Raw genomic sequence first — 21,913 nt, 5'->3', positions numbered from 1 at the left:
ATGAAAAAAAATATATATATCACAGCTTTCGTGGCCCTTGGACTTTCTCTATCGGGATGTACCAAGCTTGACGAAAGTTTAAACGGACAAATTGGCAACCAGGGTGTTTCTTCAGGCAATGTTGCCGGTCTGCTGAATGCAAGTTACACCGCAATGCGTAACCCATATCAGGGCCCCTGGGGATGGTGGTCTCTGCAGGAATTTCCTTCCGATGAGGCTATTGTGCCTACAAGAGGGGGCGACTGGGATGATAACGGTGCCTGGAGGGCGCTGCACTTACATCGCTGGGCCGCAGACCATACCAGGATATCTGACGTATTCAGAGACCTGAACAGTGTAAGTTATGTGGCTACCAACGTTCTGCAGTTTAACCCGACGCCAACACAGTCAGCACAGGCAAGATTCCTGCGTGCCTTTGCACAATTTTCGATACTGGATGGCTGGGGCCAGGTGCCCTATCGCGAAGCGGGTGAGGATGTTACACAGCCTTCACGGGTGCGTCAGGCTCCGGAAGAAATTGCTTATCTGATTGCAGAACTCACAGCAATTTTGCCGGATCTGCCGGATGGTCCCAATTATAGTGCTACAAAAGATGCGGCAAGGATACTGCTGATGAAGATTTACCTGAACAAAGGTGCCTTCACTAACCGTACGGCGCCAACTTTTGATGCAACGGACATGGGACAGGTGATCACACTTGCAGATCAGATCATCAATTCAGGTAAATATGCCCTGAGCCCTTATTATGACAATTTTGTTCCCACGAATAACCTGCTGTCCAAAGAGAATATCTTTACCGCACAAAACATTGGCGGCTCGGATGCTGGTGGTGTGCGGGATATCTGGAATACGGGTTTGCACTATAATCAAAATCCCAGCGGTATCAATGGCTTTGCCACGCTATCTGACTTTTATAACAAATATGAAGCAAGCGATAAACGTCTCGGTGGGGCTTATCCTGGCGTAACCAATGTATCGGGTTTAAAAGTAGGGTTTTTAGTGGGGCAGCAGGTTGACCAGAATGGTGCACTGCTGAAGGACCGCCGTGGTAATAATCTGATCTTCACTCCGGAAGTCAGTATCATTGAGCGTGATCCAAACCATCTTGAAGTTGCCGGTATACGGGTAGTTAAATATCCTGTTGATTTCGCCAATACCGCGACGAACCTGGCAGAGAACGACTGGGTGTATTACCGCTACTCAGATGTTCTGCTCATGAAGGCAGAGGCACAGCTGAGAACCGGCATGGCCGGAGCGGCATTACCAATCGTAAATACCTTACGTGTAGCCCGAAGTGCTACTCCGTTTACGAACCTGACTTTGGATAACCTGCTCGACGAAAGAGGACGAGAGTTTGTATGGGAAGGTATCAGGCGCTCAGATCTGATCCGTTTTGGCAAGTTCCTTACTCCATGGCAGGAAAAGCCTGTTGATGATCCTAAATATCTGGTGTTTCCTATTCCTGATAATCAGTTGGGTAATACGAATCTCACACAGAATCCGGGATATTAAATTTAGGGTAGAAGATATACGAAGGTCAATGACTGCAGCAATGCAGTTATTGACCTTTTATAATTTAATCAGGTCGTTTTTGATGGCAAATAATACCAGACCTGTGCGGGATCTGATTTCAAACTTGTGAAATAGTGCCTCGCGGTAGTTGTCGATAGTATGGGGACTGAGGTTCATTTTATCCGCTATCTCTTTGTAAGTGAGCTCTGAGCAGGAGAGTTGCAGGAACTTTAATTCATTTGCGGAGATCTCGCTGATTTCTGATTTCGCAGGAACGGGATCCTGTAAGGATTTGATCAGTTTGCCTGATACCAGGTTGTTCATATAAAAGCCATGGCTGGCAATTGTTTTGATGGCCAGGACAAGCTCTGTGGTTTTAGATTCTTTGAGCAGGTATCCGCCAGCACCACTTTTGAGCATCTCAATGATCGGCTTGTCTTCATCGAACATGCTTAAGGCGAGGACCTTTACCGATGGATATGTTTTGGTGACCCATTTTGTAGCGGCGTAACCATCCATCTGTGGCATATTGATATCCATCAGGATCACTTCTGGCAGGTTTTCGGCATTGATGTTTTTCTTTAGTTCAAGTCCGTTTGAAGCGTCAAACAGGATTTCAACTTCATCTGATTCAGCGAGTAAGCTCATCAGTCCTTTACGGAATAAGGTGTGGTCGTCTACAATGGCAATAGCTGTTCTTTTGTCTTGCATAGGCTAAATATAAGGGATAGAAACTGAAATCTTTGTTCCAACACCTGTAACAGAATCAATACTGAAAGTGCCATCCATCATTTTGGCCCTTTTGCTGATGTTGAAAAGCCCCATACCTGCATTGGCCTCTTTCTTTTCTTCTACTATAAATCCTTTACCATTGTCTTTGACAACGAGCGATAAAAAGCGCTCCGACTGTTCCAGTACTATGGTAATCTGTGTAGCTTCTGCATGCCTGATGATGTTGCTGAGGATTTCCTGGAAAAGACGGAACAAGATAAGCTCTTTGTCGGCATGTTCCGGAATAGAGCGGGAGGTATGATCTGTAAACAGAACCTCATAATCTGTACCTTTCTTCAGCCAATCGAGTTCAAATGCAATGGCATGTCCCAGGTTCTTGGAAATCAGTTCCTTGCCACTCATCATCTTTGAAAGCTGTCTCAGTTCCTGTATGGCCCTGTGGACCAGCTCGCCGGCAGTGTTTACCTTGGTCTCCTGGAGACCTTCTGCTTTTACAGAGCTCAGTGTCATGCTCGTAAGACTCAGCAGTTGCCCGATGTTGTCATGGAGATTGGTGGCAATGGTTTCCATGGTATGTTCCTGTACTTCGAACTGGCTCCTGAGTAACTCCAGTTCGAAGGTTTTTCGCAGGGCTTCCTTTTCTTCAAAATGCTTTGCCTTTTTCTTGTTGTAATAGCTGACATACACGATCAGGAAGATAGGGGCAATCAAAAAGATAGCTGTTGTAAATGTGATCAGGAAGACAATTTCTTTTGATAATATCTGCATATAAAAGCGTAAGACCAGCAAGCGTACAAAAGTATGTTCAGTAAATTAAATATGATATATCTAATGGACAAATTTGGACTGATGCCCTTTTCATGGTTCACCAGATAATCATAAAATACATTACAGGCCGTACTGCCAAAGTAGAAAAATAATATCCCATTTACAATCCAGAAAGGAGGGTAGGTGCCGAGTTGCCTGAACTTTTCATCCTTGATAATCAGGAGGTAGAAATACAGGCTTGCCACAACAAATACCACAGACATAAAAGTTGCTGTCAAAGATGGAAATGATTTGAAGTGCAGGCTCAACATCTCTGCCAGATAGACCAGCAGAAAAAGGCAAATCCATCCATACAACATCCTTAATTTGTGATGATATCTTTTATAAATGTGATAAAAAAAGAGGCTGATCATCATACATTCAAACAGTAGAAAGATAGAATATACAAGATAGTTTCTCATGTGCTGAATGCGCAGATAAACCCCAATCGTCTCTGTAAGGCAGACGATAAACAAATACCCAATGAAGCTTTTCCAGACCGCGCTTTTATCTCCGGAAAGACAAAAAAGCGCGATCAGGAAGCAGATGATTTCTGCTGTAGTGTTTACACTCAGATAAATTGGCATTTAGTTTCCTAATAATAAAGCCCCCTGAAGAAAGCAGTCTGACGGTGGGGGACACAATTCACCTCTGTTTTCCGGAACCATACCAACGATAAAGCCCGGCTTGTTTTTACCTTTTGCTGCCATTGGAACATCCTGATCTGAAAAGTAATCTCTATGGTACACCTGGCCGTTGGCTACGCTGTCTTTAGTTGATACCATCAGCAGGGAATTATAGCCCCAGTAGTCGGGCTCTGGTGGCGGGTAGGAACCAACGCGGTTTTTTGTGTCATACTGATCATCATAGGTCATCAGGTAAAAACGTACCCCATCGCCTTTTTCTTTTTCCAGCTGCTGGAGCATTGCTGTCAATCTTTCTTTGCTAAACCAGATGCAGCGTGTGTCATCTTTGATGCCGCCTTTCTCTCCGGCAGCGGGATTCACAAATCCAGCATGGGGCGCGTAGTTTTTAACATAGTGTTTTGCAATCAGAAAAGGAACCTTGACAGAGTCAGGAATGACAGCCGCTGTAGTATCTGCACTGTCGTTTTTGTCTTTTACGGATTGGGGCTGGCAGGCCGAAATAAATAATGCTGCCAGCAGGATCAGTTGTGTAAAATTTCGTTTCATATCAAATTTTTGTATCGCTAAACTATAAAAATAAAACAATTTAGTCAATTCATCCCGGCCTTTATTTAAGGTGAAATAAATGGTTAAGAAAAGCTGTTTTTACCCTGTTGTTTTTCGCATTGTGTTTAGGAGACCCTGTTCGTTAACAGGTAAATTTTCTTCATCTTTGCAAGAAGGCCGGCAGCATGTCTTCCGGCCTGTTGATATAGGTTTATGACAGAAAATTTAGAACTTCAGCTCAGGACTGTAAACGTAACCCGTTATGTTACACCTCTTCGTGAAGGGGGCTCGATGCCTGCAATAGCTGAAGCCGATGACGACTTTTTATATGTACTGAAATTCAGAGGTGCAGGTCAGGGACAGAAAGCCCTGATCGCTGAGATTATTGGTGGTGAAATTGCGCGGAAACTTGGTTTTAAAGTTCCAGAGATTGTCTTTGCACACCTTGATGAAGCCTTTGGAAGAACGGAGCCTGATGAAGAAATCCAGGATCTCCTGAAAGCAAGTGTAGGGCTCAATCTGGCTTTGCATTATTTATCGGGGGCAATCACTTTCGATCCTGCGGTAACAACCATTGAGCATAAACTGGCTTCTCAAATTGTGTGGCTGGACTGCCTGCTGATGAATATGGACCGTACGCCCAGGAATACAAATATGCTGATGTGGCATAGGGAGCTCTGGCTGATCGACCATGGGGCTTCACTTTATTTTCATCATTCATGGCATAACTGGGAGGAGCAAGCGAAAAGGCCTTTTGTGCTGATCAAAGACCATGTCCTGCTGCCCCAGGCAACAATGCTTGAGGAGGTTGATCAGGAATTCACAAAAATCCTGTCTCCGGATCTTATTAAGGCTGTTGTGGATTTGATTCCCGGCGGGTGGCTGGGCGAAGATGGGGTGTTTGCTACGGCTGAAGATCACCGCTCTGCCTATGCGACCTTCCTGAATACACGTATTGCCAATTCAGAAATTTTTGTAAACGAAGCAAATCATGCAAGAACTACACTTATTTGAGTACGCGGTCATCCGCGTGGTACCAAGGGTAGAACGCGATGAATTTATGAATGTGGGGGTGATACTGTATTGTGCAAAAAAGAAATACCTGAAAGCGGTATTTCAGATCGATGAGCAGAGGCTGCAATCGTTTTGCCCAAAGCTCGATATTCCGGATATACAATGTCATCTGGACAGTCTCATGCTGATCTCGGCAGGGGACAGGGGCAGCGGCCCAATTGCCCAGCTTGATCCTCCTTCGCGATTCCGCTGGCTGACAGCGATGCGCAGTACCGTGATACAAACCTCGCGGGTGCATCCGGGATTTTGCCGGGATCCGGAATCCAAGCTGCTCGCTTTGTTTGAAGAGCAGGTTTTATAAAACATAAAAGCCGGTATGAAACTCATACCGGCTTTTATGTTAAGTAATATTCAGTTGGTTATTTTGCGTCATTCACTTGTTTTACAGCGTCTTCGGCTACTTTAGCTGAAGCATTGTCGTTCAGTTTCTGACGGAACTGTTTCAGTTGGTTTAATACTTCTATCAGCTGAGGAGCAAAGCCATTTGGCTTGTATTTGATCGCCATATCTTTGATGGCATTGATTCCCTGCTGGGCATAAACCGGGTTCGGGATGTGAGCAGTCATGTAAATGAAGTCCTTGGCCATATCAAATTTGGCCTGGCCTCCGGCTTCATTGAAATTAGCATAAACAAAAGGCCATTCTGCATCTGCACCACGCTGCGCGTAGACTGTGATCAATGCATTGGTTAAATCACCGGCACTATCCTTTTCAAAAGATTTTGCCAGCGTTAGTGCTTCCTCAGGTTTTACCGTCGCCATTGCGTTCAGTGATGCGCCAGCTATTGCATACGACTGGCTTTTCAGTCCTTCCTGATAAAGTGCAATTTGTTGTTCAGCACCTTTTGATGAGCCTACGACATTAATGGCAGCAGCTTTAACCAGGTTATTATCATCAGACTTTGCAAGTTTAAGAATTGCCGGTAAAGCAGCATCACTCAGCACAGTATTGGCTGGATCAATGGAATTTAAAGCTTTCAGTCGGAGGCCATAATATTTATCGTTCAGCGCTGCAAGCATGATTTTCTGTGCTGTCGCGTCCGTTGGTTTGGCAACAGCGGCTTCGATAGCTTCCAGTCTGTCCATATAAAGAGGGGCATTCTGGTATTGGAATAACAGCTCCTCCAGCGATTTATGGTCGGTCTTGCTGCTCAGGATAATTTTTTCGGCATCTACGTTAACCAGGGCTGGTTTAGCTGCGAGCTGATAAGAAATCGTATCAGATTTGCTGTCTATCCAGATCTGATGACGCTCTTTTTTGCCACCGGTATAGATATCTATCGCCATTGGTAAACGGAAAGCTTTTCCTTCCTGCGTCTGTTTGATATATACTGATTCCGTTTTCGATTGCTCATCCCATTTGTAACTGATGTCAAGCAAAGGGTGTCCTGCACCATAATACCATTGATTAAAAAACCAGTTCAGGTCTTTACCGCTTGCTTCTTCCATAGCCAGGCGCAGCTGCTGTGCTTCGCCATTTTTAAAGGCATTTGTTTTCAGGTAAATGTTTAGCCCTTTGAAGAAGGCAGGAGATCCGAGATAATGGCGCAGCATATTTAACACCCTTCCGCCTTTCTGATAAGAAACTGCGTCAAATACATCCTGCTGATCGTGGTAGTGGAAACGTACCAGGTCCTTTTTCGCATTCTCAGGACTGCGCAGGTAATTCTGAAGAGCTTCATTGTTGTGTTCGTCACCTGCATCCTGACCATATTTATGTTCTGCCCACAGCGTTTCACTGAAGTCGGCAAAAGATTCATTGACAGTGATATTGCTCCAGCTTTCTGCAGTTACGTAATCACCAAACCACTGGTGGAACAACTCGTGTACAATAGTGCTTCTTCCGGCATCATAATACCTGTCGGCCAGCTCCCTTGCGGTACCCTGTACATAAGAACCGTGTAGTGTTGCAGTAGTATTTTCCATCGCGCCGCTCACGTAATCGCGTACCACGATTTGTGCATATTTGTTCCATGGATAATCTACACCAAGGATTTTAGAATAAAATTCCATCACTTCAGGTGTAAAGCCGAAGATCTCTTTAGCGTAAGGAGCGTATTTTGGTTCCAGGTAATAGCTTACTTCCTTATCGCGCCATTTGTCCTTATAGATTTTAAAGTTACCCACCGCCATCATAAACAGGTACGGAGAGTGAGGTAATTCCATTTTCCAGGTATCTGTTCTCGTACCATCTGCATTTTTCTTTTGAGAGGCGAGTCGTCCGTTAGAGAGAGTTACATATTTGGCAGGGACAGTCATACTGATCTCGTCAGTAGTTTTTTGATTAGGCCTGTCGATTGTCGGGAACCATGCCGAAGAACTTTGCAGCTCACCCTGGGTCCAGATCTGAACTGGTTTATCCTTTACGGCACTGTCAGGATTGATAAAGTAAAGACCTTTGGCATCTGTAATCGCTGCACTTCCCTGCACTTTCAGTTCATCAGGTTTAGCTGTATATTCAATATATACCGTGTAATTTTCAGTGCTTTTGTACTCTTTATCCAACTTGATTGCCAGCGTCAGACTATCGTATTTATACTTGAGCGGCACGTTTTTTCCATTCTTTACGATGCTCAGCGTTTTGATATCCATCCCCTGTGCATCCAGTCGCAATGAATCAGTAGGGTAGGCGTGTGGCCTGATGGTCACCCATTCCTTTCCGTACATATGGCGTTTTTTGTAATTAAAACGGACATCCAGTTTGGTGTGCACCAGGTCGTTCACCTTAGTAGCGGTAGCCCGGTAGATTTTCAGCTGCGGGTCGTCCTTTTTGTCTTGTGCCAGCGCAGGGAGGCATGCTGCGACAGCTGTTACCATCAGCGTATGTGTTACGATATGGCGGAAGTTTTTCTTTCTAATATTCATGTTTAAATCTGTGTATGATCATGTAAAGCTATGAGGAGTATTTAGAAAAACAAACCCTGGTCCCTTATAATGTATTTTAAATCAGTCAGTGACCCCAAAAAAAGCCTTTTTATTGTAATTAGATGGTAATAAACAAAGTAAAGGCTTGGTTTATTATCGCTGTTGGTTATCTTTGTACCGCCGCTTATTACATACTAATATTACAGGAGGCTATAAGCGTAAAATTGAATAGAGATGGAAAAAGATGATATGATGCTAGATGAGTTGGCAAACAAGGAATACGAGTTTGGATTTGTCACAGACATTGACATGGATATTTCGGAAGTCGGACTCAGCGAAGATACGGTACGATTTATATCTGGGAAAAAGAATGAGCCGCAATGGCTGCTTGACTGGAGAATGAAAGGCCTGAAGGCGTTTCAGAAAGAAGAGATGCCTAAATGGCAGAATTTTGAGATGCCAGAGATTGATTTTCAGTCGATCTCCTACTATGCTGCTCCAAAAAAACAGGCTAAGTATGCTTCACTGGACGAAGTGGATCCTGAGTTGCTGAAAACTTTTGAGAAACTGGGAATCCCGATGTCTGAGCAGAAACAACTTGCCGGTGTTGCCGTGGACGTCGTATTTGACAGTGTTTCTGTGAGTACTACCTACAAAGAGCATTTGAATGAAATGGGCATCATCTTTTGTTCCATCAGTGAAGCGGTGAAAAACCATCCTGATCTGGTACAGAAATACCTTGGAACAGTTGTTCCGCATACTGACAACGTTTTTGCATCCCTGAATACAGCAGTTTTCTCTGATGGTTCATTTGTGTATATCCCTAAAGGTGTACGCTGCCCGATGGAGCTGTCTACGTATTTCAGGATTAATGCTGAAAATACAGGGCAGTTTGAGCGTACGCTCATCATTGCGGATGAAGACAGCTATGTGAGTTATCTTGAAGGATGTACGGCGCCAATGCGTGATGAGAATCAGCTGCATGCGGCCGTAGTGGAACTGATAGCCATGAAGGGTGCAGAGATTAAATATTCCACTGTACAAAACTGGTATCCTGGTGATAAAGACGGAAAAGGGGGTATTTTTAACTTCGTAACCAAACGTGGTGCATGCCGTGGCGAACATTCCAAAATCTCATGGACGCAAGTAGAAACTGGTTCTGCAATTACCTGGAAATACCCAAGTCTGATTCTTCAGGGAGATTACTCTTCTGGTGAGTTTTATTCAGTAGCGGTGACCAACAATAAACAAATTGCTGATACAGGAACAAAAATCCACCACCTGGGAGCCCATACCAAAAGCCGCATTATCTCTAAAGGTATTTCTGCGGGTGAAGGACAAAACAGCTACCGTGGTCTGGTGCAAATGGGCAGCAAGGCCAAAAATGCGAGGAATTTCACACAATGTGATTCATTGCTGATTGGTGATCAGTGCGGTGCACATACATTCCCGTATATCGAGTCAAAAAATAATACAGCAACGATAGAGCATGAGGCTACCACCTCCAAAATTGGTGAAGACCAGGTGTTTTATTTAAACCAGCGTGGAATTGATTCTGAGCAGGCTATTGCATTGATCGTAAATGGTTATGCAAAAGAAGTACTGAACCAGTTACCAATGGAATTTGCTGTAGAAGCGCAAAAATTACTCTCTCTTACACTGGAAGGTAGTGTAGGATAATCATACAAAACAAACCAAAATATGTTATCAATAAAAAATCTTCATGCTAATATTGAAGGAAAGGAAATATTAAAAGGTATTAACCTGGAAGTAAAGGCTGGCGAAGTACATGCGATCATGGGTCCTAACGGATCTGGTAAAAGTTCACTTTCTTCGGTACTTGCGGGACGCGAAAACTACGAAGTAACTGAAGGTGAAGTATGGCTGGACGGTAAAAACCTCCTGGATATGAAGCCTGAAGAACGTGCCCGTGAAGGTGTGTTTCTTGCTTTTCAGTATCCGGTAGAAATTCCCGGAGTTTCTAATATCAACTTCCTGAGAACAGCATTAAGTGAGATCCGTATTCACCGTAACCTGCCACCACTTTCAGCGAAAGACTTCCTGAAAATGACTAAGGAAAAGCAGGAACTGGTAGAATTTGAAGCCAAGCTGGCTAACCGTTCTTTAAACCAGGGTTTTTCCGGAGGCGAGAAAAAGAGAAATGAAGTTTTTCAGCTGGCGATGCTTGATCCTAAACTGTCTATTCTTGATGAAACAGATTCAGGTCTGGACATCGATGCATTGAGAATTGTTTCCAATGGTATCAATAAATTAAGGACTGCAGATAATGCTTTTGTGCTGATTACCCACTACCAGCGTTTACTGGAATACATCGTGCCTGATTTTGTACATGTATTATACAATGGACAGATCGTCCGCTCGGGAACAAAAGAGTTAGCTCTTGAGCTCGAAGAAAAAGGATATGATTGGCTGAAAGAAGAATTGCGCGGCCAGGAATCAATAAACATTAAATAAGATGCTCAATCTAATGACAGCTCCATTGTACGACAAATTGATCGCTGAGTTTGAAGGCTCTGCAGGCATGAATAGTGCAAATGGAGATTTATCGAATATAAAGAATACTGCTTTTAACCTGTTTAAGGATAAAGGTTTCCCTACAACAAAAGATGAGGACTGGAAATTCACAAATCTAAGCCCTTTTCTGAATGATGATATTTCTTTTGTTACAGCAGAGGCGACTGAGGATGAAATAATTGCAGCTTTGAATAAAGCCACTATTCCTGGTCTGGATGCTTATTTGCTGGTGTTGCTGAACGGTAAGATACAGCCTGCATTATCAGTTTTACCGGATGCAGATAAGTTGACTATCCATAGTACAGAAAGCATTAGTGACAGCAGCCTCTTCTTAGAATTTGCAGCCCTTGATGCCAATGAAAATAACCGCATGCTGGCATTAAATACAGCATTGTTTACTGATGGATATTTTCTGGAAGTACACAAAAATGTGGTATTGGATAAGCCCATCCAGATTGTCAATCTGTATGCTGCTGATGACCATGCGTTTTTTCAGCCAAGACATCTGGTGATTGTCAATAGAAATGCAAAAGCAGAATTGCTTGAATCCAGCATTTTTATCAATGATGGCAACCATTCGGTATTAAACAGCGTATTCCAGGCAGATGTGAAGGAAAACGGACAGCTGGTGCAGTACAACATCCAGAATAATCTCCCTGATGAACGTCTGATCACTTATAATCACGTCAAGCAGGAGCAGAATAGCCGTTACGATAACTTCACTTTCAACCTTCCGGGAGCGGAACTGATCCGTAATAACCTCGAAATTGAACTGAATGGCAGTAATACCGAAACACATATGTTTGGTTTATATCTTGTAGGCGGACAGCAGTTAACAGATAACCATACGGCAATACATCATAAATTCCCACATTGTGAAAGCAACGAGGTGTATAAGGGAGTATTGCTGGAAAATGGTAAAGCCGTTTTCAATGGTAAAGTATTTGTAGAGCGTCCTGCCCAAAAGACCAATGCTTTTCAGCAGAACAACAACCTGCTGCTTAGTGATAAGGCACAGGTATTTGCCAAACCACAGCTGGAAATTTTTGCGGATGACGTAAAATGCAGTCACGGTTGTACGGTAGGACAGTTTGATCCTGAATCATTGTTCTATTTGCAGGCAAGAGGAATTAGTGAGGAGTCTGCACGTAAATTACTGGTAGAAGCTTTTATGTTTGACGTAACGCAGAAGATCAGCAATGAAGTAATTAAAGAATATGTACAATCTTTAATTTACAGCAAGATGGAAAATTCATTTTCATCGATCGGTTAATCTGAAAGATCATGGGAAAATTAGCAATTGAAACGATAAGGAAAGATTTTCCTATACTTGATACACAGGTTTTTGGTAAGCAGCTGGTCTATCTTGATAATGGCGCTACCACGCAGAAACCTGTGCAGGTACTGAATGTACTCGAAGAATATTACGAGCGCTATAACAGTAATGTGCACCGTGGTGTACATTCACTGAGCCAGCAGGCTACTGCAGGATATGAAAAAGCACGTCATACCGTTGCCGCATTTATCAATGCAGCGAGCAGTGATGAGGTGATCTTTACCAAAGGTACGACCGATGGTATTAACCTCATTGCTTCCTCTTTCGGCAGGAAATATCTTCAGCCGGGAGACAGCATCCTGATTTCTGCACTGGAACACCATTCCAATATCGTTCCCTGGCAGATGATCTGCGAGGAGCGCGGGGCAACCTTAAAGGTGATCCCGATGGATGAGGACGGCGTGCTGAAGATTGAGCTCTTACCTGAATTGCTGGATGAAAGTGTGAAACTGTTATCCTTCACCTATGTTTCCAACTCTTTGGGCACCATCAACCCGGTGAGGGAAATGATCCGTCAGGCACATGCTAAAAATATTCCCGTGATGATGGATGTAGCGCAAGCGATCCAGCATATGCCTGTTGATGTGCAGGAACTGGATGTAGATTTCATGGCTTTCTCCGGACACAAGATCTATGGGCCTACGGGTATAGGCGTTTTGTATGGTAAAGAGAAATGGCTGAATGAACTTCCACCGTACCAGGGTGGGGGCGATATGATCAAAACGGTTACTTTCGAGAAAACTATCTACAATGTATTGCCCTACAAATTTGAGGCAGGAACACCTGATATTTCCGGAGCTATCGGATTGGGAGCAGCCATAGAGTACGTAAACAGTATTGGGCTTGACGCTATTGCCGAAGCTGAGCATGAATTGCTGAGTTATGCGCTGGAGCAGCTTGCTGACGTACCGGGCATTCAGTTTATTGGTAAGGCTGCAAACCGTTCCAGCGTAATTTCGTTTTTGATTGAGGGAGTACATCCATACGATCTTGGCGAGCTCTTGGATAAACAGGGTATTGCAATCCGTACAGGCCACCATTGCACAGAGCCGGTGATGGATTTCTTCGGGATTCCTGGTACCTGCCGTGCCTCTTTTGCTTTTTATAACACTACTGCTGAAATAGATTTACTGGTTGCCGGCATTAAAAGAGCCGCGGCCATATTGATATAACTGAGAATGACGATCAACGAAAAACAGGACGAGATTATTGAGGAGTTTGAACTTTTTTCCGACTGGATGGATAAATATGAAAATATCATCGAAATCGGTAAAGAGCTTCCTTTAATTGACCCGAAATATAAAGTGCCGGAGAAGCTGATCAAAGGCTGCCAGTCGAGCGTATGGCTGCAGCCTGAAATGATTGACGGTAATGTAGTTTTCACTGCTGATAGTGATGCCATAATAACCAAAGGACTGATCAGCATGATGGTGCGTGTATTATCAGGTCACACTCCGCAGGAAATTGTTGACGCTGATTTGTATTTTATTAATGCCATAGGCTTACAAACTCATTTGTCGCCCAACCGTTCTAACGGTTTGCTTTCCATGTTAGGCCAGATGAAATCGTATGCTGCTGGTTTTGTTGCACAGGATAAATAATTGATAACATGTCAGAATTGTCTTTGAGAGATAGAATTGAAGAAGCCTTGCGGACGATCTATGATCCGGAGCTGCCGGTAAATATTTTTGAGCTGGGGCTGATCTACAAAATCCAGATGATGGAAAATAATGGAGTGCATATCTATATGACGCTAACAGCGCCGGCATGTCCTGCAGCAGGAGAGATTATGGGTGAAGTAGAGACTAAAGTGAAAGCGCTGGAAGGTGTGGGCGACGTAGAAGTACGCCTGACTTTTGATCCGCCCTGGGACAGAGATATGATGAGCGACGAAGCTAAGCTGGAGATGGGCTTTTTGTAATGGAAACCGAACAACATAAACTTCCATTCAGGGAACGTGCTGTAGAGCTGCTGAAAACCAGTGGCCCTCAGTCTTTATCGTCACTTGCCACTGAGTTTCAGGTGACCGTAGAGGGGGCACGCTTTCAGATGCTGAAGTTAGAAAAAGAAGGTATTGTCACCTCCAGCAAAACCGTAACCGGAAGAGGCAGGCCGCAACAGTTGTGGTCGCTCACCAGTGTCGGACAAAACCGCTTTCCCGATACCCACGCTGCGCTTACCGTCAAGCTGATGGAAGTGATGAAAGAAACCCTGGGTGAAAAGGCGGTGTCCAGAGTGATCCATGCCAATGGAGACCGGGGTACCAGCAGGTACCTTGAAGCACTCAAGGGAATTACAGATCTTGAAGAAAGATTAACCGCTTTTGTAAGCATTCGTACAGGCGAGGGCTACATGGCCCAGTTTATTAAAGATGATGATGGATTTATTTTCATCGAAAATCATTGCCCAATAGGAGCAGCGGCCCACGCTAATCCTGCAATCTGCAGTGCAGAATTCAAGACACTGCAAACTGTTATCGGAGAACATGTAGCTATCAAACGGATAGAATACATCGTTGAAGGTGGCAGAAGATGCGCCTACCGCATATTTTCTTAGTAGATTTAAGTTATTCATTCTTTTCTGTCATTGTTAGAAAAAACCTTTAAAAAAATGGTTATAAATTGCCGTACAATTATTTTGGTGTAATCTTAATTAACCTAATTATGCGACAATTACAAATCGATGCCTTTTTGCTGGTGCGCTCCCCGGCTTACAGTTACCAGGATTTTAATGAACAGTATTTAAAAGAAGTGTTGCAGACTGATTTTTTCAGGGCAAGCTTGTTTTTTGCGAGTCAGACCTTGTATACTGAACTTCGTAAAAAAGATTTTGACTATGATCAGTTTAATCCCTCTGCCCGTATTACACTGTGGAAGTATCTGAACAGAATGTGTTTCAGAGCATTGCCTTATGGGTTTTTCTCCTCATACTCTTCTGGGGGCTGGGCAGACGACATGGAGGGGAAGTTTTGTTTTTCCGGTGAGGATGAGCTGATTGTGCATCCGGATTTTAAAGTGATGCTGGATTATATCTCCGGTCTGAATACTGACACTTTTGATCAACTCAGGTATTACACCAACAATTCACTGTATCAATCTTCCAGAGAATTGCGGTTTATCAGTCAGGCTTATTCAGCGCAGAAGAAATTTGCAATTGTGCAGGTAAAAGTCTCATCAGGCTTGAATAAACTACTAAAATATATCAATAGCGGCAGAACTAAAACGGAGATTATGAATTTCCTGCAAAATGAATATGGAGAGGATGCTCCCCTCGAGGAGTATTTCCAGGGTTTGCTCAGTGCGCAGGTAGTTGTTTCAGCCTTAACTCCCAATGTCACAGGTGAAACCTTCAATGAACGATGCCTCAGGCTGCTGGAAAACTATCCCGGTATAGATCTCCGGAGTTTACGCTCATTCAAGTTCAGGCTGAATAATGGGGCTGATCTCTCTGACCTTAATGAACACATGCATTACCTCGCAGACCGAAATCAGGAGAATGCGGGTTATAGTTTATATCATCGTTGTCTTGAAGGAGGGTTAAGCAGAGCAGTGGAGCAACATCTGCTGACATTAATCAGGCAGATGGATCGGCTTATTGCAGATTCTCAGGCAGATCACATGCGTGAATTTAAAAAGGAATTCAGCCAGAAGTACGATCAGCAGGAGGTGCCCCTGATGCTTGTACTTGATCCCGGCTCGGGCATAGGTTATGAAAATATGGCTTCGGCCTTTGATGCACAGAATGACGATTTTATCGATGGGCTGCGCAGCAAGCAGGAAGGGGAGCCCGCCGCGAAATGGGGTAATCTTGAGAAGCTCATTTTTAAAAAATGGAATGCCCTGAAGACAGCAGGTGCTGATAAAATAGTGATTACTGAGCATGATCTTGCTGAGCTACCGGCAAGCAGTCAGCCCCTGCCCCCCGGGATATTTGTACTCTTCAGGAATATCGACCGGGAGATCTGGATCGATGGTATTGGCGGAGTTTCGGGTATCGAGCTTAGCGCGCGCTTTAGTGTAGCAGGCTCAGAGATGGAAGCATCACTAAAAAAGATCTGTGAACAGGAGATGCTGATCAATGAGGATTTTGTGTTTGCTGAAATTGCCTACTCGCCAAATGACAGAACCTCCAACATTAACCAGCGCGGCCACTATTATCCCTATGAAATCCCTGTGCTTACCCATGCTGTGCGACCAGAGCGTTACAACATCAAATTGAGTGACCTCGTGATTTCTGTCAGGGATAACCAGGTTTTGTTAAGATCCCTGAAACTGAACCGGTATATTATACCGAGGTTATCATCAGCATACAACTATAAGATTTCCAGCATCCCTGTATTCAGGTTTTTGTGCGACCTCCAGTACCAGGGTATCAAATCAAGTTTGTCCCTATCCCTAACCAGTCTCTTTCCCGGAATGGACTATTACCCGAGATTGCAAGTGGGAGGGGCAGTGTTGTGCGCAGCGACATGGATAATCAATGAAGAGCAGATTCACAAGATAAGTATGGAGGAAGGTCCTTTGAACCCCGACTTAAACCTTCCTGATCGATTCAAATTGCTGGAGGGTGATAACTTTCTGGTGTTTAACCAGCAGGATGCCAATGACCTTTCCATGTTCAGGAAGTGTATCAGGAATAAAAAAACAGTAACTTTAACTGAATATGTCTCAGCGCTGCAAGCCGATTTGCAGGACCAGCAGGGAAAACCCTATGCGAGCCAACTCATCGCATGTGTAATCAACCAGTCTAAATCATATCATCTGCCAGCAGGTCCTGTCATGCAGCATCCAAAGCAAAAACTGAAAGTTAAACGCTCCTTTCTGCCCGGCGAAGAGTGGTTGTACCTTAAATTGTATGCTCATTACTCTTTGACAGATGAAATTCTCTTAAATTTTATCAGCCCTGTGCTGAAGAAGTATAAGAAAGATAATCCGGATTTTAAATGGTTTTTTATCAGGTATCTTGATCCGGGACATCATCTTAGACTGAGATTTTATACCGGCAATAAGCCTTCACATGAATTACTGAACGACCTGATACACAAACTGCAGCCCTGGTCCAGGGAAGGAAAAGTATCAGATGTAATTTTAGATTCCTATCAGCGGGAACTGGAGAAATACTCTGTAGCGCTGATGGACGATGTAGAATCATTTTTTTACAGGAATAGTGAATTCGTCCTTTCCATATTCAGCAGCAATGAACTGAATACCACCTTTAAGCTCAGCTTTGCAGTAAATAGCTCGCTGCAGATTTTACAGTATTTTATCAGCGATAAAAAAGAGCGTACAAACTTCCTGAATGAATCTTTGCAGAACATGTCAGCCGAGTTTAACAGAGATAAGGAAGTGGTTCGTAAGCTGGATGTAAAGTACAGGAACTTTCAGCAACAGCTGATTGACAACCAGAAGATATTAGCCTTACAGAGAAACAGGAAAATTAACCGCGAGTTCCGGCTGATGATGAACATGCTTGTGCTGAAACTTGACAGCTGGACCAGGGAAGCCAGGTATAACCTGCTGATTAATCTCGTGCACATGCACATCAACAGGATATTTGAAAATACCCCCAGAGAATATGAATACCTGATTTATCATTTTATGAGAAAACATCAGGCCTTTCTGAATTATACCACTACCGATGGGTCTTGATAATATTGTTATTAATTTTTTTCAGTAGTTTATCTTTATAGGAGGATCCAATGGGGAACACCATCTTATTGATCATGATCTTGTTGCCTTCCATCAGGGTCACTTTATTGATGTTTACGATATAGGATTTGTGGACACGGATAAAGATTTCAGGTGGCAATCCTGCCTCCATTTCCTTCATCGTGAGATACACGATATGATTATTTGGAGGGGTATGAATAACGATATAGTTGTTCAGCCCTTCTATGAATTCCACATCGTTAAAATTGATCTTCAGCATTTTACCCTTTATGCCCGGGTTGACAAAGAAATAGGTGTCATTTTTAACTTCCTCCTGCATCTTTTTCTCCAGCTGAGTGATCACTTTAGTCAGTGATTTCATAAATCTGCTGAATGAAATAGGTTTAAGCATAAAATCTGAGATGTTCTTTTCAAAGCCCTCCACAGCATAACCCGCATGCCCCGTTGTAAAAATGATCGCCGTATTCTGATAGATGAGGTCTGCGACATCGAGGCCGGACATTTCGGGCATATCAATATCCAGGAAAGTTATATCAATCTCTTTGTGTTCATTAATAAACTTCACCGCCTCCAGTGGATTCTGAGAAGTACCAATGATTTCCAGCTGGCCGCTGTCCTTGGCATACTTTTTTAAAGTTTCGATGGCATGTGATTCATCATCAATAATAAAACATTTATACATAAGGCTTATAATGTTATTTGAAGTTCAAAAATAAAATCATCATCACTCTCGGATACATGGATACGATGTGCATCGGAGTAATAGGCATCTAAACGTAGCTTCAGGTTCTTTAATCCAACGCCATTACTGGGAATATGTTTGCGTGATTTCAATTTCCTGTTACGGCTGATGAGATGCAGACGGTTTTCCTTTATCTCCAGGTTAATCGTTGCCGGGTGGCTGCTATTTTTGAGATCTCCATATTTGAAAATGTTTTCTACAGGCGTGAGCAATACAAGTGGTAGGATCAGTATGTCTGAAGTGTCGCCGGAAACATTGAACGAAAGTTGCAGATTATGATCAAACCTGAACTGATTTAAACTGATAAAAGTATTGATCTGTTCAATTTCATCATCCAGGTTCACTTTTCCGGTTTTTGGTGTATCAGTAATAGCATAACGCATAATATCTGACAACAACAAGATGGGTTCTGCCAATTTTGGGGCAGTATTCAGCGACGAGTTGTAGAGAAAATTAAGTGTATTAAAAAGGAAATGAGGGTTGATCTGCGCTTTCAGGAAAGCGATTTCAGAATCTGCGAGTTTCTTGTGGAGCTGTTCCTGTTCGAGCTGGCTGCGCAGTTTACTTTTTTCAAGGTCAGACACCTTTTTCCTTTCTACGATCGTGTTCAGTGCAAACCAGTAACCTGTACTCAGGCCGACAAAATAGATCGTGCGCCAGATCGTATTGATCAACCATGTACTCAGGTGTTCAAAAATACTTGTCGTGGTGATATGCAGATACAATGAGATTTCTGCGAAGCCATATTTCAGTGCTGTAACAGTACTGATTTCCAGGATGACCAGAAAAATAGTAAGGTAATATCTTTTTTTATTCCAAAAGGGAAGAACGTAATGGGCATTAATATAAAATAGAGCGACATTAATAAAATACGCATTAAAATAATCTAAAAGTGTCCAAAATTTACCGGACATGAATGTCGTGATCAGCGACTCATATGCAATAAATACCAGCCATACCAGTAAATGGGTAAGGTAGAATCTGCCGGATTTATGGTTTTTCGTCCCAATCATATTTTCAAATATAAGGCATAATATGGTCATTTACCTTTACATTATTGGCGTTCGCGTAATAACTTTTATAATGACTTGAGACACACTTAAAATTGATGTAAACCAAAACCATACATCATGAAAAAGTCATTCTCAAAATCCCTGAAACTCGAAATCAAACCAGTTTTCCAATTTTCTGCTACAGAAACAAATGGACAGAGCCCAAGTGACCCGACCACAATCACCATTACCACAACAACCTACATTATGCATAAACCCGATCAGAGGTAATCTCTCAGGTTGATGAAAAAGCCAGAATTTGCAGTCCTGCCAATTCTGGCTTTTATTTTGTTCTTAGAATCACCGGAAGCCTGGCTTCGGTATTTAAAAACAAAATAAAAAAATATGAAAACCGCAAATTTTAAAGGAGCTCTGCTGGTATGTGCCGGATTATTGTTTGGTGCATCGGCTTATGCCCAGGATAAAGAACAGAAAAAAATTGAATCGGCAACAACCGTGCTGACGGATTTTGCTGCGATGAAGGAATCCATACCTTCTGAGCTGCTGGTCGTTACGCAGGGGATTATCATTATCCCCAAAATGATTAATGCGGGACTGGTAGTAGGTGCAAAAAGAGGGAAGGGTATTGCCATGGTTAAAAATGCCGATGGTACCTGGAGCAATCCGGCATTTGTGACCATGACCGGAGGCAGCGTTGGTGCACAGATTGGTGTGCAGTCTGTAGACCTTGTCCTCATATTCAGACGCAGCAAAAGTTTGACAGAAATTAACAAGAGCAGTTTTACTCTTGGCGGAGATGTTTCTGTTGCCGCTGGTCCGGTGGGCAGAAGTTCTACAGCCAACACAGATTATAAACTGGAGGCAGAAGTCTATTCCTATTCAAGAAGCAAAGGCCTTTTCGCCGGGATCTCCCTGAATGGTGCTTCGCTTGATTTTGATGCAACTGCTAACAAAAACTTCTATGGAAAACCAACTACGGCAAGCGCAATTTTCAAAAGCCCGGCCAGTAAATCTGAAGAGGTAACCACATTAAAGTCTACCTTGTCAGCAATGAAATAATTGAGGGTCAGATCATCAGGGAAGAAGATTCTTTTCTTTCCTGGTGAAACTCCCGCTGATAGTTCATCGGGCTTTTGCCGGTGATAGATTTAAAGTATTTATGGAAGCTGGCAAAGTTATAAAACCCACTTTCATAACAAATCTGCTTCACGTTGATCTTGTTCTCGATCAATAGTTTACAGGCATGGCCGATCCTGATTTCATTGATAAACTGCGAATAAGTTTTTCGGGTTCTGGATTTAAAATAGCGGCAAAAATAATTGATGCTGACGTGAGCAATCTCCGCTACCTCTTCGGTAAGGATCTTACGCTTAAAATTCGCCAGGGAAAATTCATAAATCGCATGGATCCTGTCATTCTCCGTTTCTTCAAAATTATGTCTGAAACCCATTGAAGATAACAGCTTGGTCTGGTTGCTATTACCAATCGCGGTCAGTGCTTCCATTAAAAGAATAATCTTCTTGGTACCTTCTGCCTTCAGCAGCAGCTCCAGGATATCGCCAATATCATTTTTGATTTGTCCGCCAATCTGAATTCCCCTGCGGGCTTTCTCTAAGGTCAGCTTCATCAGCTTATTCTCCGGCAGGTTCAGGAAAACATCGCCCCAAAAGTTTTCATTAAAATGTATCACTCTGACATCCGCTGCTGTATCTACATTTTCATCAAAATATACATCATCGAAGCGCCAGTAATGCGGGAGGTTGGCACCAATGAGAATCACATCCCCGGACCTGAATCGTTTGATGCTGTCGCCGATAAACTGAGTACCATTTCCTTTTTTAAAATGAATGAGCTCCACCTCGTTATGGTAATGCCAGCGGTTGTTGATATAAGGTACATTGTCCTGTCGTGCACTAAAGGAAGTAACAGGGGTGGTGGAAACTTTTAAAAGCTGTGGCTTCATTAATATTGTTAAAAAAGATAGAGTATGATCGGTAAATATGCCAAAATCATTTAATCTTTTGTTCAAATCATAAAAAATATCCTGTCAATTTTACCTTCCTTTGGGTAACTGAATATACATCACATCTAAAATTACAGATTATGAACAGATATTGTCTAACCCTTGATCTCATCGATGATCCGGAATTAATTGCAGAATACGAAAGATTACACCAGCAAATATGGCCGGAAATCTATATCAGTATCAAGGAATCCGGAATAGAAGAGATGACGATCTACCGCTTAGCTAACCGCCTTTTTATGATCATGGATGTCAACGATAGTTTCAGCTTTGAGAAGAAATCGGCCATGGATACTGCCAATGCTAAAGTGCAGGAATGGGAAACGCTGATGTGGAAATATCAGCAGGCCTTACCGGGAGCAAAACCGGGTGAGAAATGGATGTTAATGAATAAAATTTTTGAACTCTAAATT

Annotated in this window: 22 protein-coding genes; 14 read left to right on the top strand and 8 right to left on the bottom strand. The window is 43.0% G+C overall.

Features of this window, described 5'->3' with window-relative positions; translation table 11 throughout:
- Nucleotides 1-1,512 carry a RagB/SusD family nutrient uptake outer membrane protein gene (locus tag OQY15_RS02310; protein WP_265787214.1) on the top strand — a complete coding sequence of 504 codons (1,512 nt, stop codon included), beginning with the start codon at nucleotides 1-3 and terminating at the stop codon, nucleotides 1,510-1,512.
- A gap of 57 nt (nucleotides 1,513-1,569) precedes the next feature.
- Here the strand turns inward: OQY15_RS02310 and OQY15_RS02305 are convergent, their stop codons facing one another.
- The 4 genes from OQY15_RS02305 to OQY15_RS02290 are packed head-to-tail and all read right to left on the bottom strand — an operon-like array spanning nucleotide 1,570 to nucleotide 4,244.
- On the bottom strand, nucleotides 1,570-2,223 hold the full coding sequence (locus OQY15_RS02305) for a response regulator transcription factor (protein WP_265787212.1): 654 nt from the start codon (nucleotides 2,221-2,223) through the stop codon (nucleotides 1,570-1,572).
- Nucleotides 2,224-2,226: 3 nt separating this feature from the next.
- Nucleotides 2,227-3,012, bottom strand: a complete 786-nt coding sequence (locus tag OQY15_RS02300; RefSeq protein WP_265787210.1) for an ATP-binding protein — start codon at nucleotides 3,010-3,012, stop codon at nucleotides 2,227-2,229.
- Nucleotides 2,979-3,638 carry a hypothetical protein gene (locus tag OQY15_RS02295; RefSeq protein WP_265787208.1) on the bottom strand — a complete coding sequence of 220 codons (660 nt, stop codon included), beginning with the start codon at nucleotides 3,636-3,638 and terminating at the stop codon, nucleotides 2,979-2,981. Before OQY15_RS02295 ends, OQY15_RS02300 begins: the two co-directional genes overlap by 34 nt.
- Entirely contained in the window at nucleotides 3,639-4,244 is a 606-nt protein-coding gene (locus tag OQY15_RS02290; protein ID WP_265787206.1) for a hypothetical protein, read from the bottom strand. It lies immediately after the preceding gene.
- 213 nt (nucleotides 4,245-4,457) lie between these two features.
- Here OQY15_RS02290 and OQY15_RS02285 point away from each other — a divergent pair, with 213 nt between their 5' ends.
- Both OQY15_RS02285 and OQY15_RS02280 read left to right on the top strand, forming a co-directional pair.
- On the top strand, nucleotides 4,458-5,258 hold the full coding sequence (locus OQY15_RS02285; RefSeq protein WP_265787204.1) for a HipA family kinase: 801 nt from the start codon (nucleotides 4,458-4,460) through the stop codon (nucleotides 5,256-5,258).
- Nucleotides 5,236-5,619, top strand: a complete 384-nt coding sequence (locus OQY15_RS02280) for a DUF3037 domain-containing protein (protein WP_265787202.1) — start codon at nucleotides 5,236-5,238, stop codon at nucleotides 5,617-5,619. Before OQY15_RS02285 ends, OQY15_RS02280 begins: the two co-directional genes overlap by 23 nt.
- 58 nt (nucleotides 5,620-5,677) lie before the next feature.
- Here OQY15_RS02280 and OQY15_RS02275 read toward each other — a convergent pair whose 3' ends face one another.
- A complete protein-coding gene (locus OQY15_RS02275; RefSeq protein WP_265787200.1) occupies nucleotides 5,678-8,182 on the bottom strand; it encodes a M1 family metallopeptidase in 2,505 nt (834 codons plus the stop codon).
- Between the two features lie 234 nt (nucleotides 8,183-8,416).
- Between OQY15_RS02275 and sufB the strand changes: the two genes are divergently transcribed.
- The 8 genes from sufB (at nucleotide 8,417) to OQY15_RS02235 (ending at nucleotide 17,701) form a co-directional block, all read left to right on the top strand.
- Complete coding sequence (sufB, locus tag OQY15_RS02270) at nucleotides 8,417-9,862, top strand: Fe-S cluster assembly protein SufB (RefSeq protein ID WP_265787198.1); 1,446 nt, start codon at nucleotides 8,417-8,419, stop codon at nucleotides 9,860-9,862.
- 21 nt (nucleotides 9,863-9,883) lie between these two features.
- Nucleotides 9,884-10,657, top strand: a complete 774-nt coding sequence (gene sufC, locus OQY15_RS02265) for a Fe-S cluster assembly ATPase SufC (RefSeq protein ID WP_265787196.1) — start codon at nucleotides 9,884-9,886, stop codon at nucleotides 10,655-10,657.
- A 1-nt stretch (nucleotide 10,658) separates the two neighbouring features.
- Entirely contained in the window at nucleotides 10,659-11,990 is a 1,332-nt protein-coding gene (gene sufD, locus OQY15_RS02260; RefSeq protein ID WP_265787194.1) for a Fe-S cluster assembly protein SufD, read from the top strand.
- A gap of 11 nt (nucleotides 11,991-12,001) precedes the next feature.
- Entirely contained in the window at nucleotides 12,002-13,225 is a 1,224-nt protein-coding gene (locus OQY15_RS02255) for a cysteine desulfurase (RefSeq protein ID WP_265787192.1), read from the top strand.
- Nucleotides 13,226-13,231: 6 nt separating this feature from the next.
- Complete coding sequence (locus OQY15_RS02250; RefSeq protein WP_265787190.1) at nucleotides 13,232-13,654, top strand: SufE family protein; 423 nt, start codon at nucleotides 13,232-13,234, stop codon at nucleotides 13,652-13,654.
- Between the two features lie 8 nt (nucleotides 13,655-13,662).
- Nucleotides 13,663-13,974 carry a DUF59 domain-containing protein gene (locus OQY15_RS02245; protein ID WP_265787188.1) on the top strand — a complete coding sequence of 104 codons (312 nt, stop codon included), beginning with the start codon at nucleotides 13,663-13,665 and terminating at the stop codon, nucleotides 13,972-13,974.
- Nucleotides 13,974-14,609, top strand: coding sequence for a MarR family transcriptional regulator (locus tag OQY15_RS02240; protein ID WP_265787186.1), 636 nt, complete (start codon nucleotides 13,974-13,976; stop codon nucleotides 14,607-14,609). The genes OQY15_RS02245 and OQY15_RS02240 overlap by 1 nt, the downstream gene beginning before the upstream one ends.
- A gap of 107 nt (nucleotides 14,610-14,716) precedes the next feature.
- The gene (locus tag OQY15_RS02235; protein WP_265787184.1) at nucleotides 14,717-17,701 is read left to right on the top strand and encodes a lantibiotic dehydratase; all 2,985 of its coding nucleotides are present in this window, start codon (nucleotides 14,717-14,719) and stop codon (nucleotides 17,699-17,701) included.
- Here the strand turns inward: OQY15_RS02235 and OQY15_RS02230 are convergent.
- Together OQY15_RS02230 and OQY15_RS02225 are read right to left on the bottom strand one after the other, a co-directional pair.
- Nucleotides 17,685-18,404 carry a LytTR family DNA-binding domain-containing protein gene (locus OQY15_RS02230; protein WP_265787182.1) on the bottom strand — a complete coding sequence of 240 codons (720 nt, stop codon included), beginning with the start codon at nucleotides 18,402-18,404 and terminating at the stop codon, nucleotides 17,685-17,687. The two genes, OQY15_RS02235 and OQY15_RS02230, sit on opposite strands and share 17 nt — an antisense overlap.
- A 5-nt stretch (nucleotides 18,405-18,409) precedes the next feature.
- Nucleotides 18,410-19,477, bottom strand: coding sequence for a histidine kinase (locus tag OQY15_RS02225; RefSeq protein WP_265787180.1), 1,068 nt, complete (start codon nucleotides 19,475-19,477; stop codon nucleotides 18,410-18,412).
- Between the two features lie 117 nt (nucleotides 19,478-19,594).
- On the opposite strand from OQY15_RS02225, the gene OQY15_RS02220 reads away from it, so the two are divergent.
- Nucleotides 19,595-19,747, top strand: coding sequence for a hypothetical protein (locus OQY15_RS02220; protein ID WP_265787178.1), 153 nt, complete (start codon nucleotides 19,595-19,597; stop codon nucleotides 19,745-19,747).
- A 114-nt stretch (nucleotides 19,748-19,861) separates the two neighbouring features.
- Nucleotides 19,862-20,536: a lipid-binding SYLF domain-containing protein gene (locus OQY15_RS02215; protein WP_265787175.1), complete on the top strand. Its 675-nt coding sequence runs from the start codon at nucleotides 19,862-19,864 to the stop codon at nucleotides 20,534-20,536.
- A gap of 7 nt (nucleotides 20,537-20,543) precedes the next feature.
- Here the strand turns inward: OQY15_RS02215 and OQY15_RS02210 are convergent, their stop codons facing one another.
- Nucleotides 20,544-21,440, bottom strand: coding sequence for a helix-turn-helix domain-containing protein (locus OQY15_RS02210; RefSeq protein ID WP_265787173.1), 897 nt, complete (start codon nucleotides 21,438-21,440; stop codon nucleotides 20,544-20,546).
- Between the two features lie 140 nt (nucleotides 21,441-21,580).
- Between OQY15_RS02210 and OQY15_RS02205 the strand changes: the two genes are divergently transcribed.
- Nucleotides 21,581-21,910: an L-rhamnose mutarotase gene (locus OQY15_RS02205; protein ID WP_265787171.1), complete on the top strand. Its 330-nt coding sequence runs from the start codon at nucleotides 21,581-21,583 to the stop codon at nucleotides 21,908-21,910.
- Nucleotides 21,911-21,913: the final 3 nt, after the last annotated feature.

The organism is Pedobacter sp. MC2016-15 (genome assembly GCF_026239695.1).
Lineage (GTDB): Bacteria > Bacteroidota > Bacteroidia > Sphingobacteriales > Sphingobacteriaceae > Pedobacter.
This window is presented reverse-complemented; position numbering and strand designations above follow the sequence as displayed.

Excerpts from the sequence above, each read along its gene's own strand:
- OQY15_RS02310 (WP_265787214.1), top strand. The coding sequence starts at position 1 with ATGAAAAAAAATATATATATCACAGCTTTCGTGGCCCTTGGACTTTCT.
- OQY15_RS02305 (WP_265787212.1), bottom strand. The coding sequence starts at position 2,223 with ATGCAAGACAAAAGAACAGCTATTGCCATTGTAGACGACCACACCTTA.
- OQY15_RS02300 (WP_265787210.1), bottom strand. The coding sequence starts at position 3,012 with ATGCAGATATTATCAAAAGAAATTGTCTTCCTGATCACATTTACAACA.
- OQY15_RS02295 (WP_265787208.1), bottom strand. The coding sequence starts at position 3,638 with ATGCCAATTTATCTGAGTGTAAACACTACAGCAGAAATCATCTGCTTC.
- OQY15_RS02290 (WP_265787206.1), bottom strand. The coding sequence starts at position 4,244 with ATGAAACGAAATTTTACACAACTGATCCTGCTGGCAGCATTATTTATT.
- OQY15_RS02285 (WP_265787204.1), top strand. The coding sequence starts at position 4,458 with ATGACAGAAAATTTAGAACTTCAGCTCAGGACTGTAAACGTAACCCGT.
- OQY15_RS02280 (WP_265787202.1), top strand. The coding sequence starts at position 5,236 with ATGCAAGAACTACACTTATTTGAGTACGCGGTCATCCGCGTGGTACCA.
- OQY15_RS02275 (WP_265787200.1), bottom strand. The coding sequence starts at position 8,182 with ATGAATATTAGAAAGAAAAACTTCCGCCATATCGTAACACATACGCTG.
- sufB (WP_265787198.1), top strand. The coding sequence starts at position 8,417 with ATGGAAAAAGATGATATGATGCTAGATGAGTTGGCAAACAAGGAATAC.
- sufC (WP_265787196.1), top strand. The coding sequence starts at position 9,884 with ATGTTATCAATAAAAAATCTTCATGCTAATATTGAAGGAAAGGAAATA.
- sufD (WP_265787194.1), top strand. The coding sequence starts at position 10,659 with ATGCTCAATCTAATGACAGCTCCATTGTACGACAAATTGATCGCTGAG.
- OQY15_RS02255 (WP_265787192.1), top strand. The coding sequence starts at position 12,002 with ATGGGAAAATTAGCAATTGAAACGATAAGGAAAGATTTTCCTATACTT.
- OQY15_RS02250 (WP_265787190.1), top strand. The coding sequence starts at position 13,232 with ATGACGATCAACGAAAAACAGGACGAGATTATTGAGGAGTTTGAACTT.
- OQY15_RS02245 (WP_265787188.1), top strand. The coding sequence starts at position 13,663 with ATGTCAGAATTGTCTTTGAGAGATAGAATTGAAGAAGCCTTGCGGACG.
- OQY15_RS02240 (WP_265787186.1), top strand. The coding sequence starts at position 13,974 with ATGGAAACCGAACAACATAAACTTCCATTCAGGGAACGTGCTGTAGAG.
- OQY15_RS02235 (WP_265787184.1), top strand. The coding sequence starts at position 14,717 with ATGCGACAATTACAAATCGATGCCTTTTTGCTGGTGCGCTCCCCGGCT.
- OQY15_RS02230 (WP_265787182.1), bottom strand. The coding sequence starts at position 18,404 with ATGTATAAATGTTTTATTATTGATGATGAATCACATGCCATCGAAACT.
- OQY15_RS02225 (WP_265787180.1), bottom strand. The coding sequence starts at position 19,477 with ATGATTGGGACGAAAAACCATAAATCCGGCAGATTCTACCTTACCCAT.
- OQY15_RS02220 (WP_265787178.1), top strand. The coding sequence starts at position 19,595 with ATGAAAAAGTCATTCTCAAAATCCCTGAAACTCGAAATCAAACCAGTT.
- OQY15_RS02215 (WP_265787175.1), top strand. The coding sequence starts at position 19,862 with ATGAAAACCGCAAATTTTAAAGGAGCTCTGCTGGTATGTGCCGGATTA.
- OQY15_RS02210 (WP_265787173.1), bottom strand. The coding sequence starts at position 21,440 with ATGAAGCCACAGCTTTTAAAAGTTTCCACCACCCCTGTTACTTCCTTT.
- OQY15_RS02205 (WP_265787171.1), top strand. The coding sequence starts at position 21,581 with ATGAACAGATATTGTCTAACCCTTGATCTCATCGATGATCCGGAATTA.